This is a genomic window from Bacillus sp. JJ1521 (genome assembly GCF_036965165.1).
Lineage (GTDB): Bacteria > Bacillota > Bacilli > Bacillales > Bacillaceae_L > Ferdinandcohnia.
The window spans coordinates 40,733-54,590 of record NZ_JBALOX010000021.1 but is presented as its reverse complement, the minus strand read 5'-3'; the positions used below and the strand labels follow the sequence as shown (position 1 = coordinate 54,590).

At 38.8% G+C, this 13,858-nt stretch carries 10 protein-coding genes; 3 read left to right on the top strand and 7 right to left on the bottom strand.

Annotation, left to right across the window (positions count from 1 at the left end; genetic code table 11):
* Positions 1-222: 222 nt before the first annotated feature.
* The gene (locus V7147_RS04360) at positions 223-948 is read left to right on the top strand and encodes a Crp/Fnr family transcriptional regulator (RefSeq protein WP_335366640.1); all 726 of its coding nucleotides are present in this window, start codon (positions 223-225) and stop codon (positions 946-948) included.
* Between the two features lie 204 nt (positions 949-1,152).
* Here V7147_RS04360 and V7147_RS04355 read toward each other — a convergent pair whose 3' ends face one another.
* A complete protein-coding gene (locus V7147_RS04355) occupies positions 1,153-2,472 on the bottom strand; it encodes a murein hydrolase activator EnvC family protein (RefSeq protein ID WP_335366639.1) in 1,320 nt (439 codons plus the stop codon).
* A gap of 507 nt (positions 2,473-2,979) precedes the next feature.
* On the opposite strand from V7147_RS04355, the gene asnB reads away from it, so the two are divergent.
* Entirely contained in the window at positions 2,980-4,884 is a 1,905-nt protein-coding gene (gene asnB, locus V7147_RS04350; protein WP_335366638.1) for an asparagine synthase (glutamine-hydrolyzing), read from the top strand.
* A 135-nt stretch (positions 4,885-5,019) separates the two neighbouring features.
* A complete protein-coding gene (locus V7147_RS04345) occupies positions 5,020-6,564 on the top strand; it encodes a UDP-N-acetylmuramoyl-L-alanyl-D-glutamate--2,6-diaminopimelate ligase (protein ID WP_335366637.1) in 1,545 nt (514 codons plus the stop codon).
* Between the two features lie 38 nt (positions 6,565-6,602).
* On the opposite strand, the gene V7147_RS04340 is transcribed toward V7147_RS04345, so the two are convergent.
* The 6 genes from V7147_RS04340 to V7147_RS04315 form a co-directional block, all read right to left on the bottom strand.
* Positions 6,603-7,358, bottom strand: coding sequence for an NRDE family protein (locus tag V7147_RS04340; RefSeq protein ID WP_335366636.1), 756 nt, complete (start codon positions 7,356-7,358; stop codon positions 6,603-6,605).
* Between the two features lie 111 nt (positions 7,359-7,469).
* The gene (gene acsA, locus V7147_RS04335) at positions 7,470-9,182 is read right to left on the bottom strand and encodes an acetate--CoA ligase (protein WP_335366635.1); all 1,713 of its coding nucleotides are present in this window, start codon (positions 9,180-9,182) and stop codon (positions 7,470-7,472) included.
* Positions 9,183-9,185: 3 nt separating this feature from the next.
* A complete protein-coding gene (locus tag V7147_RS04330; protein WP_335366634.1) occupies positions 9,186-9,917 on the bottom strand; it encodes an ABC transporter ATP-binding protein in 732 nt (243 codons plus the stop codon).
* A gap of 173 nt (positions 9,918-10,090) precedes the next feature.
* Positions 10,091-10,930 (bottom strand): ABC transporter permease, encoded by an 840-nt coding sequence (locus V7147_RS04325; RefSeq protein WP_335366633.1) that lies wholly within the window; start codon positions 10,928-10,930, stop codon positions 10,091-10,093.
* A 45-nt stretch (positions 10,931-10,975) separates the two neighbouring features.
* Positions 10,976-11,971 carry an aliphatic sulfonate ABC transporter substrate-binding protein gene (locus tag V7147_RS04320; protein ID WP_335366632.1) on the bottom strand — a complete coding sequence of 332 codons (996 nt, stop codon included), beginning with the start codon at positions 11,969-11,971 and terminating at the stop codon, positions 10,976-10,978.
* Positions 11,972-11,999: 28 nt separating this feature from the next.
* Positions 12,000-13,799, bottom strand: coding sequence for a PLP-dependent aspartate aminotransferase family protein (locus tag V7147_RS04315; protein WP_335366631.1), 1,800 nt, complete (start codon positions 13,797-13,799; stop codon positions 12,000-12,002).
* Positions 13,800-13,858: the final 59 nt, after the last annotated feature.

Genomic DNA, 13,858 nt, shown 5'->3' with positions numbered 1-13,858 from the left:
CCACTTCCTGTGGGCCTAACAATCAGGCACAAATACGCATAGGCGTATTTGAACTAAAGAAAATAATATGATTTTAAAACAACATAAAGTGAAGTCTCTATTGTAGTACAACATTCCACTTGAAGTAAAGGAACCGTTGATCCACTTACACTTTTGATACCGATAGTCCGTTTAGACTTCAGCAATGTAGGTAAACTAAAGTACAACAAGAGTCCGCATTTTATGGGCATTTTGAAAGGAGAAAAAGTGTTCTGTATGATTAGCAGTCCACATGATCCAAGCTATATTCGTCTGGTACCTATTTTTCAAGGTTTAAATGAGAAGGAAATGAATCTTTTACAAAAGGTCATTCAAATTCGTAATTTCCGCAAAGGAGATGTGATTTTTAGTGAAGGTGACCCCTCTGATACGCTATATATTATCGGTGAGGGCATTATTAAAATCACAAAAGTGGCAGTAGACGGAAAGGAACAAATTGTTCGCCTCCTATTCCCTGATGACTTTTTTGGTCAATCAGCCATGCTTCAAACGGAAAATCATTATGCAAATGCGGTTGCGATTAACGATACTGTTATCTATACCATCCAGAAACAGGATTTCTTTAATACATTAGAGCGAAACCACAAATTGGCGCTTCGCTTCATGCGGGAATTGAACGAGAGAATTTATCAGGCTGATGAGTGGATGAGTTTACTGAGCTTAATGGAGGTCGAGCAACGGTTAGCAAGTGTTCTCCTTTTGTTTAATAACCGAGTTCGCTCCAAGGATGGTCGGTTTACACTTCCTATTACTAAAAAGGTTTTGGCGTCTCTTATCGGCACAACACCAGAAACCATCAGCCGGAAGTTTGTTAAATTCATTTCAGACAACCTAATTGAGGTAAGCGGTCAAAGGGATATTCATATCCTCGATCTTGAAGGCTTAAAAAAGAAAGCAAAAACATTGTAAACCCACATTGAATGTGGGTTTTTTGTTATCAAATACGCATTGGCGTATTTGCGCCCAGATTTTTTCGACTAGCTCGAAAAATTACCTTTGAAAATCTGTGGCACCGCCGGAGGCTTTAACTTTATTCAGCCGGGCTTTAAACCCTGGCTGAATAAAGTTAAAAAATAAAACGCCCGACCTTATTTTGGTCGGGCGTTTCAATCATCAATATGATACGTAATTAAGTGGGTTTACTGCGTTTGAATGTGATGCTTGATATGGTCCGTCGTAAATTTCAAAATGGAGATGAGCTCCTTTTGAATCTCCTGTATTCCCCATGTAACCAATTAAAGCTCCTTGTTCTACCCTATCATATTGGCCAACAAATCGTTCTTGTAAATGAGCATAAAGAGTTGTCATCTGACGTCCATTGATATAGTGGGTAATAATGATGACATTTCCATAACTACTGCTAAAGTTAGAGCGCGTAACCGTACCGCTCGCGGACGCATAAATCGGAACATTTCCTGTACGGCCACCTTTTCCAATATCAATTCCGTAATGCATTCTTCCCCAACGCTCTCCGAAACCGGATGTTAAACGGCCTGTTGTTGGGTTTATAAACCCACCGCTATTCACGACGGGTGGCGCTTCTGGTAGGGGAGGCGGTGTTCTTCCTTCCGCTTCAGCCTTTTTACGTTCCTCTTCAATCCTTTTACGTTCCTCTTCAGCCTTTTTTCGCTGCTCTTCAAGCTCTTTTTGCTTTTGGTTCCACGCATTGATTTCCATTTGAATCGCTTTTTCCTGTGCAGCTAATAATTCACCGACATCCTCTAATGCATGAAGCTCATCATGCATCTCTTGCTCTTGGACCTCTAATTGGGCCATTACTTTATTTTGTTCTTGAATTTGAGACTTGAGTTGGACTTCTAACCGGTCAAGTTCCTTCAACTGATCTTCCTGCTGTACAAGTAAGGTTTTAACCTCAACTTTGTTTTCTTCTAGTTGTTTAACATCTGCTTCATGTTCTTTCATAATTTCACGGTCAGCTTGTACGAATGTAGATACTGCACTAACTCGGTTGATGAAATCATTAAAGCTTTTAGCACCGAGTAACACGTCCACATAGCTAACCACTCCACCGCTTTGCTGGAGGCTGCGCATCCGATCTTTAATAAGCTCGTCCCGCTTCTGAATTCGTTCCTCAAGCACCTTCATTTCAGCTTCAAGGCGCTCTATATCTTCTTTTGTTTCTTGGATTTGTGCTTTTGTGCCATCAATTTTCCCGCGTGTTTCATCTACTGCAAAATCAAGTCGCTTAATTTCCTGTTCAACACCGACTTTTTGTTGTTTGATTTCACCAATCGCATCTTCTTTTTGAGAGATTTCAGACTCTAGCTCTGATTTCTTCTCCTGAACCTCTTTCTTCTCATTTTCTAGCTTTTCATTTTTTTGAACCGCCAATGCAGTATTCGGCATAGATGTAAATAAACTTCCAAGTCCTATTGATATACCCATCCAAACAATAATAAGCTTTCTATTCAACTTACCGAATTCCCCCTTCTACTAACCTAGTAATCTATCATTCACAAGGAAAAAACAGGATTTATATCTGACCAAAATTATCATATTTTGCTATATATTCACATGTTTTGTATTATAACATAAAAATTTGTCTTAAAACGTCAAAGTATTATTACATTTTCATTTCAATTCGTGCGAAAATACTGGGTTTTGTCATGATGACATAACGAAAGAAATTTGTATTTTTTTATCACTTTTTGTATGATAATATCAGTCGAAAAATTGAAATACGTTTTTGATTTTTCAACTTTTGTCCGTACGTCCTTTTTGGTTTATTTGGATTGGTACCTAAAAACACCCAAAAGTTCGGTATTCATGTTTTTTCTATACCTTTTTTCTGCTTTGAAAAAAGGTCTTTTTATTTTCAATGTCTGTAACTTATCGATGAGTTATGGAGTCTATTTTGTAGAGAGAAAAAAGGGGTTAAACGTAAATTATAAAGTATTAAATAAATGGAGGATTAAATATATGTGCGGTTTTTTTGGATTTCTTCCTAAGCAGGAAGTCGAGATAAATGATTATTCAACTTTCAAAGAAGCAACAAATATTATTCATCACCGTGGACCAGATGATAACGGTTTTTATGAAAATGAGCAAGTGTTTTTTGGATTTAGAAGATTAAGCATTATTGATTTAGAGGGCGGACATCAACCACTATCCTATTTGGATAATCGTTATTGGATTATTTTTAATGGTGAAATTTACAACTATTTGGAGATAAAAGAGGAGCTCATTAGTAAAGGTCATGAATTTAATACAAGTTCAGATACCGAAGTGATTTTAGCTGCCTATCATGAATACAAAGAAGATGTTGTTAACCATTTACGAGGAATGTATTCCTTTTTGATTTGGGACAATCTTGAGGAAGTTCTTTTTGGAGCAAGAGACCATTTTGGAATCAAACCTTTGTATTATGCACACACATCATTAGGTACCTTTTTCGCAAGTGAGAAAAAGAGTATTGATTATGTATTAAAAAATACCCAAATGTTAGAATTGGATAAAGTTGCTTTACATCATTATATGACTTACCAATATCCTCCTGAACCATATACAATGCACGATGGAGTAAATAAAGTGTTACCTGGACATTTCTTCAAACTAAAAAGAAGTGGAAATATGGAATTTGAACAATATTTCAAACCAACATTTGAACAGGAGAAAAAAGATTTTGAGGAATTGAAAAATGAAATATTAGACACATTGCGAAAATCTGTTCAAATGCATATGAGAAGCGATGTTCCGGTTGGAAGCTTTTTATCAGGCGGGATTGATTCAAGTATCATTGTAGCTTTAGCGAAAGAAGTTAATCCAAATATCAAAACTTTTACAGTCGGATTTGAACGAGAAGGATTTAGTGAAATTGATTTAGCAAAAGAAACAGCTGAATACATTGGTGTTGAAAATATTCATAAAGTGATTACAGCACAGGAGTTTTTAGAGGAACTTCCTAAAATTGTGTGGCATTTGGATGAACCAGTAGCAGACCCTGCAGCAATTCCTTTGTATTTTGTTTCAAAAGAAGCTAAAAAACACGTGACAGTCGTCTTAAGTGGAGAAGGTTCTGACGAACTTTTTGGAGGGTATAACATTTACCGTGAACCCCTTGATCTTCGAAAATTTTACAATCTACCCAAAACCATTCAAAATGGGTTAAAAAGAATAGGAAAAGTAATTCCAAAAGGTGTAAAGGGTAAAAACTACATTGAAAGAGCGAGTCAATCAATTGAAGAACGATATGTAGGAAATGCAAAAATTTACGGGGAAGTTGAAAAACAAAAGGTATTAAAAGGTTATGACGAAACCCTTTCATATGAAACATACACAAAGCCGTTCTATGATGAAATTAAAGACTATGATGATCCTACTAAGATGCAATATATTGATATGCATACATGGTTAAGAGGAGATATCTTGGTTAAAGCTGATCGAATGACAATGGCCAATTCTCTAGAACTTCGTGTCCCATTTTTGGATAAAGAAGTGTTTGCATTGGCATCCCAAATCCCAACGGAATATAAATTGACGGAAAGTACAACAAAGTACATTTTACGTCAAGCAGCAAAAGAAATTATTCCAGAAGGTGCAATGAATCGAAGAAAATTAGGATTTCCTGTCCCTATTCGTCATTGGATGAAGGATGAATGGTTCAGTTGGATAAAAGCACTTCTTGAGGAAGAAAATGCAAACCCGTATATAAACACACAATATGTGCTTGAATTGTTATACGAACATAGGGAAGGAAAAATTGATAACTCCAGAAAAGTCTGGACCGTTGTTATTTTCTTATTGTGGTATGCTTTGCATGTACGAGAAACCAGTGTGGAAGAACTTCAATCAACATTGATGGAAAAAGGTAATTTAACTGTCTAAAACCTGTTCAAAAAACAGGTGTAGCCTATCATTCAAAACTAACCATTACAACTGGAATTACGAGAGGTGTAGTGGTTAGTTATGTTTATTATGGCTAAGATAAAATAGACAAACAACCTTTAAGGGGTGAACTTTGTGAAATTAAAAGAATTAACGGATAGGCTGTTAATTAAAACGATAAAGAACGAACAAGATATTGAGATTACTGGTGTACAGTATGATTCAAGAAAGGTTAAAGCCGGTCATCTTTTTATTTGCTTAAAAGGTTATACTGTTGACGGTCATGATTTTATTGAACAAGCAATCGACAAGGGTGCTGTCGCTTTCCTAGTGGAAAAAGAAGTAGACGTTCCTGAACATATCACTACTATTCAAGTCCCTGATACAAGACGTTCAATGGCGATTGTTGCTGATACGTTTTACCAATCACCAACCTCCACACTTCAGGTAATCGGCATTACTGGTACAAATGGGAAAACGACTACATCAAACATTATTCAACAAATTTTAAACGAAAATCAAAAACCAAGCGGCTTAATCGGTACGATTAATATTCAGTATAGTGATGTGGTTATCGAATCGAAAAATACAACTCCTGATACATTGGAGTTGCAAGAACTTTTTGATCACATGAAAAACAAGGATATGTCTCATGTTGTTATGGAAGTCTCTTCCCATGCGTTATCACTTGGTCGTGTATGGGGGACAAAATTTAAAACGGCTATTTTTACCAATTTGACACAGGACCATCTTGATTATCATCATAGTATGGAGGAATATGCTCATGCGAAAGGATTATTATTTTCTGGTTTAACAAACGAAAATTTCGCAGTTCTCAATCATGATGATCCTCTATGCGAAAAATATTCTTCCATTACACCTGCACAAGTCATTAGGTATGGAATTGATAAAGAAGCAGATGTATATGCAACCGATATTAAATTGACGCCAAGAGGCACACATTTTACGTTACATACATTCAAGGGAAAAGCGGATGTAACCACCAAACTCATCGGAAAATTTAATGTGTATAATTTACTTGCTGCCATTTCTGCTTGTTTAATTGAAAACATTGAATTACATGCAATTGTAAAAACAATTGAACAAATTAATGGGGTATCAGGTCGATTTGAAACCGTGGATGCTGGGCAAGATTTCGCTGTTATTGTTGATTATGCACATACTCCAGATAGTTTAGAAAATGTATTAAAAACAGCACGCCAGCTGTCAAAAGGGAAAATTACTTGTGTAGTTGGTTGTGGAGGAAACAGAGATGCAGGAAAACGTCCAATTATGGCAAATATTGCAGAAAAGTATAGTGATTATGTCATTTTAACAAGTGATAATCCTCGGAACGAAGACCCACATGAAATTTTAAACGATATGGAAAAAGGAATAGAAGGAACACTTGGAAAAGACTATACGAAACTAGTCGATAGAAAACAAGCAATTGAGGAAGCAATATTTCGCGGGGCTAGTTTAAAAACAAAAGATGACTGTGTGATTATTGCAGGTAAAGGCCATGAAACCTATCAAATTATCGGAGATGTCACAAACCATTTTGATGATAGAGAAGTGGCTCGTGAGTTTTTACAAGAGTATATGAAATGGAAAGAACAAGCATTAGTTTCAGAAGACCTAACGAATGAAGAAAAAGCACAATCTATCCTTAAAAAATAATACAAAATAAAAAAAGTTTTGGCTATCCAAAACTTTTTTTATTTCCCTATTTGAAAGTGGTATTTTTGATTGCTTGTTTTTGAGTTAGAAAAAGTTTGCTCCACATACTGAACCTCTGTATCCGACATTAATAATACAGTCGAGCTTCTCGTCCCATACCCATTTGTTTGAATAAATAATGAAGAAAGAATCCGTTCCCATTCGAGAGACACTCCCGTTTTAGGTAAAAGATTGTCATTTGGCTGGTCTGTGTTCTGAAGGAGTTCCATTAGGTTCTCTACTAAATTTTCACCCTTTATGATTTGGGCTAGCCCCTCTTTTCCTTTTTCGACCTTCGGCCAGTTTGTATCGAGCAAATGGTTGCTGAGCCCATGGATGCCCGGCTTCACCTTTTCGGGGTTTTTTCCTACATTTGAATAATAATAGAGATTATCTAAGTCCCCCACTAAGAGATTGTATCCAGGGTACTGGGAGTTTGTAAGCTCTAACTGCTTCATATAATCGGCAATCTTACCATTAAAAGTGAGAGCATCTGATACAAGTTTTCCACGAGATTGCTTGCCCTCCGATATCTCATCTGGGTCTCGATAGTTCGTTATGGCCGCAAAACGTCCGTCTTTGGTGACCCCCATCCATGTTCCCATTTTTTCAAGGTCTCTTCCCGCCAAAAGATTAGGCTCATCCTCCCAGAAGTGAATCGGTGCCGTCCTTCGCTTAAGAAACTCATCGCGGTTTGCCGCAACAATTAATTTATAGACCGGATGTGCATGATAGGCGAACAAAATTAAACACATTCTACCCACCGCCCTTTTTCATAAATTATAACATTTATATGTCCTAAGAACACAAAAAAGCAAGGGGATACCCCCCTGCTTATATGGTGAATTAAGATTATGTCTTCTCTCTTATCTATACTGATGAACTTTTTGAAGTTCCCGTGCCTTTAGTTCTCTTCGTAATATTTTTCCGCTAATCTTAGTTTTTGGAAGTTCATCCAATACTTCGATTTCCCTAGGTGCTGCATGGGCAGCAAGCTTTTGTTTCACAAATACGCGAATTTCCTCTAGTAAATCCGGAGATGAGTTATATCCCTTTTTTAAAACGATAAATGCCTTTACAATTTCCCCTCTGACAGGGTCTGGCTTACCGATAACACCAGCCTCTGCAACTGCTTCGTGTTCAATTAGCTTGCTTTCGACCTCAAAAGGACCAATTCGTTCACCGGATGAATTAATCATATCATCGCTACGACCTTGGAAAAACACATAACCATCGTCATCGAGAACCGCTAAATCACCTGATATATACCAGCCATTTATAAAATACGATTGATACTTCTCCTTATTTTTCCATACTTCTCGCATGATTGCTGGCCAAGAAGCCTTGATTCCAAGATGCCCAATCTGTCCATTTGGAAGCGGAACTCCGTTATCGTCAAGAACAGCTACTTCGATTCCAGGAAAAGGTCTCCCCATGGAGCCTGGTTTAATAACCTCTGATGGTAGATTGACGATTAATTGCGCTCCTGTTTCTGTCATCCACCACGTATCGTGGATTCTTTTCCCTAATGTCTCGGTTCCCCAGACTATGACCTCGGGATTTAATGGTTCTCCGACACTTAAAATATGTCTTAGAGAGCTAAGGTCGTATTTTTCCAGCACTTCATTCCCTTCTGCCTTCAGCATACGGAACGCTGTCGGGGCACTATACCAAACCGTCACCCCTGTTTTTTCAATCGTTGAATACCAGGAATCAGCATTAAATCTTCCACCATTGACAACAATGGTTGCCCGATTTAACCAAGGGGCAAAAATGCCATAGACAGTTCCCGTTACCCAGCCTGGATGAGCTGTGCACCAATACACATCATCCCCTTTTATATCTAAGACCCATTTCCCTGTCTGGTACTGATGAATCATCGCGCGATGGGCATGCACAATTCCTTTTGGTTTGCCAGTGGAGCCACTCGTATAATGGATATTAAGGCGATCATCCAAATCCAGCCATTCAATACTATTTTCCTCAGGTTCAACTTCTTCTAAAGCCTTTATAAGTGAAATTTCATTTTCCCTACACTTATCAGGCTCTTCGGTAATGAAGACTGTCTCTAATGATGGCAGTTCATGTCTTGGAACTCTTTTAACTAGTTCCGAATCTGATATGAGGAATCGTCCCTCACAATCGGAAATTCGATCCTTTACGGCTTCCTCCATAAACGCCTCAAATAGTGGACCAGCAACAGCGCCAAGCTTTATGGCTGCAATCATCGCAAGATAGCACTCAGGTCCTTTTGGTAAAAAAATAAACACAATGTCCCCTTTTTTTACCCCATATTTTTTCAAAACGGCTGCTAAATGGTCAGTTTTTTCCTGTATCTCTTTAAATGTGAAAACCTGTTCTTCATCCCCATTTACATAATGGAGTGCGATTTTATCTCCATACCCTTCTACAACATGACGATCAATGCATTCATAGGCCATGTTTACTTTCCCTGTTTGATGCCAGCTGAATTCTTTTTCAACATCGTTCCAGGAAAATTGTTGATAAACCTCTTTATAGTTTGGGAGATTATACGCCCCATCAATAGGTTGTATTGGTTCTAAGTGTAAGTCTGACAATCGTTATCTCCCCTTATCTTCTACATTTAAAAGTTCTAATATTTCTGCTTTTAGTTGGGCCAACCTTACATCTCCACGGGATCTTGGCTTCGTATCATCAATAGTAATAGTTTGATAGATTTCACCTGGCTGACCCTTTAAAATAACAATTCGGTCACATAAATAGAGGGCCTCATCAATGTCGTGAGTGACTAGAATCATCGTTGATTGATACGTTTTCCAAATGGTTAGAAGGAGGTCTTGAAGCTGCATTTTCGTAAATGCGTCTAGTGCGCTAAACGGTTCATCAAGCAATAAAACTTCCGGTGCTGTAATGAGAGCTCTTGCGATGGACACCCTCTGTGCCATCCCGCCCGAAATATCCTTAGGATAATGATTCTCGAAACCCTGAAGCCCAACAAGCTTCACATATTCCTCTGCCTTTTCCCTTTTCTCCTTGTCATTTGACAGACCAAAGGAAATGTTCTCAATCACCGTAAGCCATGGCATAAGGCGAGATTCTTGAAAAATGACCCCGACCTTTTCATGAACAGACTTGATCACGTCCCCGCTGATTTTGACTTCCCCTGAAAAATCCGGGTCTAGTCCGGATAAGACCCGCAATAAGGTGCTTTTTCCACAACCACTTGTGCCTAATACACCAATAATTTCGGCATTTTCTGTTTCAAAGCTTATATTTTTAAACCCTGCTGTCCCATTGGAAAAGGTTCTCGAAACATTTGAAACTGCTAGCATTGTATTTCATCCTTTCAAGAGGATGTTCAAAAAGTCCGGTGAAAATGACACATCGAATTTCTTCGTTGGCTCGTTTTTCCGTTGCTCACGTATTAACAGCCTACGTTCCGCTACTCAAAACTTCGCTGCCTCGAACTTCTTGGTCCTTTTCATCCTCCTTTTGAACACGCATTTTAGGCTTTCTTCCCAAAGCTGTCCTGCCAGTGAAGTGTTTTTTCTTCCAATTTCTTTAAAAAGGAGTCCGTTATTTTTCCAAGGATTGCAAATAAGACAATGCTTGCAATCACAGTCTCTGGAGAGTATGAATTTTGACCAACGACTAACAAGTAGCCAATTCCCTGACTTGCCCCCATTAATTCCGCCGCAACAACAAACATCCATCCTAAGCCTAATCCACTGCGTATCCCGACTAAAAATGAAGGAAGGGAAGCCGGTAAAATAACCCTTTTAATAAGCTGGAACGTTGTAAAATTATAGACTTTTCCTACTTCTATCAGCTTTCGGTCAACACCTTGAATACCAGACACAATATTTAAATAAACTGGAAAAAACACACCGACAGCGATTAACGTAATTTTTGATGGCTCTGCAATTCCCATCCACAGGATAAAAAGTGGCACCCAGGCAAGGGAGGGAATCGAACGGAAAGCCTGAAGCATTGGATCCAATAATGCTTCCGCAATTTTAAAATAACCGACCAAGGAACCAAAAATCACAGCCGCTACTACTCCGATCAAAAATCCAAAAAAGATTCGATATAACGTGATTCCAACATGCCCCCAAAGGCTTCCATCTCCTGCAAATTCGATTATTTTTGCTAGGATAACTGTCGGCGCTGGCATTAGATGCGCCTCAAGCACACCGATATAGCTTAAATACTGCCAAACTACGAGTAAAACAGCAGGTATGATACTTCCAAGTAGGACTACCTTTACATTTCCTGATAAAACAAACGAGGCTTTCGATGATTTCACCTTTATTTGTCTTGACAACGCTTCGCCTTTTGTACTCATTTTACCTCCTCCTATTACGAGGAAGTGCCAACACGGCACTTCCCTCTATTGTTTGATTACTTTTTCAGCAAATGTAGGATTAATTAACTCTTGAACAATTTTTTCAAGGTCGACTTCCTTGCCAATGATTGCTTCAGCCTGTAATACCTTACCAGCTTCTGTTATCGATTCAATTTGAGTATCACCCGGTACAGGGTTTGAGAAATCATTTCGTTCATTAAATTGCTTTTTCGCAACTTCGATATCGATATTAGCCGATTTTGCTAAAATTTCTGTTGCCTCATCTGGATTTTCTAATGTCCATTTACGGGCTTTTTCATATACTTCAATAACCTTCTCAACATACTCGGGATATTTTTCAGCAAATTCAGAACGGACATTTAAAACCCCATACGTATTAAAATCAGCATTTCGGTAGAAAAGATTTGCATCTGTTTCAAGTTCTACTCTTGCCATATGTGGGTCAAGCCCTGACCATGCATCTACCTGACCAGAAGACAATGCTGATGCACCATCACCGTGCTGCAAATTGACAATCTCAACATCTGATGAACTTAATCCTTCCTCATTCAACGCACGTAACAGGAAGATATATGGATCTGTTCCAATCGTTGCCGCTACCTTTTTCCCTTTTAAATCACTTACACTTTGAATCTTTGAATCTTTATTTGTAACAAGTGCTGTCCATTCAGGTTTCGAGTAAATATAAACCGACTCAATCGGCGCTCCCTTTGCTTTTGCCATTAAGGCTGCTGCTCCTGCAGATGAACTGAAATCCGCACTTCCACTGTTCAAGAATTCTAGTGCCTTATTACTTCCTTGGCTTAGAACAAATTCAACCTTAATTCCTTCTTCTTCGAAAGCTTCCTCAGCCCAGCCAAACTCTTTCAGCACAAGGCTTGTTGGAGAGTAGAAGGCATAATCAAGGACAATTTTCTTTGGCTTATCATTTCCCTGGCTTGCTTTCCCTGTGCTACTTGAGCAACCTACTAATCCGACTAACAACAATACAGCTATAAAAATAGTACTTATTTTCTTCATTTCTCATCTCTCCCTTTCTCAACTCGACTCAGATCTCGCAAGCGAATGTAACGATGCTGCCTCTTAATCGTTGCGCTTCTTTATACGTACAACGATTGTGTACGACTTCTAGTCCTGCCTCACCAGCTATTTGTGCCGCTTCAGGTGAAATAACCCCTTCTTGAAGCCAGAAAATTCTAGGCTTCACCTCTGCCGCTTCCTTCGCAACCTCAATTGCAGCCTCGGGACTTCTAAAGACTTGAACAATATCAATTGGAAACGGTACTTCCTTCAAACTTGAATATGCTTTTTCTCCAAAAACTTCTGTTTCTCTAGGGTTTACTGGAACAATTCTATATCCCAAACGCTGCATTTTTCTTGCCAATCGGTTACTCGGTCGAGCCGGATTACTACTTAATCCAACAATCGCTAGTGTTTTTGGTCTTTGTGTCTCAACTCCATCAATCTCTTCCCGAACAATTGGTGATTGTAGCGCCCAACGAATGACTCCTTCATCGTTCACTACAACTTCTCCCTTTTCTGCACCTTTAAAAGAAAGACCTGTTGCTTCATAAAACGCACGATCAAGATCATTTTGTAGGTCGCGAACGGATTCAATTCCGACGGAGAGACGAATCAAGTCTTCTGTAACCCCAGTTAGAAGAAGTTCTTCCGCACTTAACTGCTGATGGGTTGTCGATGCTGGATGAATAATTAACGACTTCGCGTCGCCAACATTCGCTACATGTGACCAAAGTGCGATATTGTCGATGACGTTTTTCCCTGCATCACGACCACCTTTAATTCCGAAATTTACGATGGACCCAAAGCCATTGTTTAAGTACTTTTGTGAAAGCTCATAGGATGGATGGTCCTCTAGCCCCGGATAGGATACCCACTCAACTGCTGGGTGATTTTTTAAATAGTTTGCTAGTTCTAAAGCGTTTTTGTTATGTTTTTCCACACGTAGATGGAGGGTTTCAAGTCCTTGCAATAAATAAAATGCATTTTGTGGACTCAAGCATGAACCAAAATCACGCAGAAGCTGTACGCGAAGTTTTTGGCTATATGCAAGTGTTCCAAAATCATAGGCATATCTTACGCCGTTATAGCTTCGGTCAGGCTCAGTAAATCCCGGGAATTTAGGGTTATTCCAATTGAAGCGACCCCCATCTACAACAAGACCACCAATTGTGGTTCCATGACCACCAATCCATTTCGTTGCAGAGTGTACGACAATATCAGCACCCCATGTAATTGGTTTACAAATATATGGAGAAGCAAATGTATTATCAATAATAAGTGGAATTTCTGCTTCATGTGCAATTGCTGCAACTGCTTCTACGTCTAAAACCTGTAAGCTTGGATTTCCGATAATTTCAGCAAAAACTGCCTTCGTATTTGGAGTGATTGCTTTTCTAAAATTCTCTGGATCTTTCGAATCTACAAAGTGGACCTTAATTCCGTATTTCGGTAATGTGGTTGAGAACAGATTATATGTACCACCGTATAGATTTGTAGCAGCAACAATTTCATCACCCGCTTCTGCAATGTTCATGATCGCTAAGGCAATGGCAGCCATCCCTGATGATGTCGCAACAGCCGCAACCCCGTCCTCTAAAAGGGCAATTCGTTTTTCCAATACATCTACAGTTGGATTTCCAATTCTTGAATAAATATTCCCAGGTTCATCAAGGGCAAATAAACTCCTTGCATGCTCAGAATTATGGAAAACATACGAACTTGTTTGATAAATAGGCACTGCACGTGACCCGGTTGTTGGATCTGGTGATTGTCCCCCGTGTAATAATATTGTTTCTAAATCATAGCTTTCAAATTGATTACTCATATATATACCTCCAATATTTTTATAGGAAAACTAGGAATAGTACTTATACAACTTCAAAC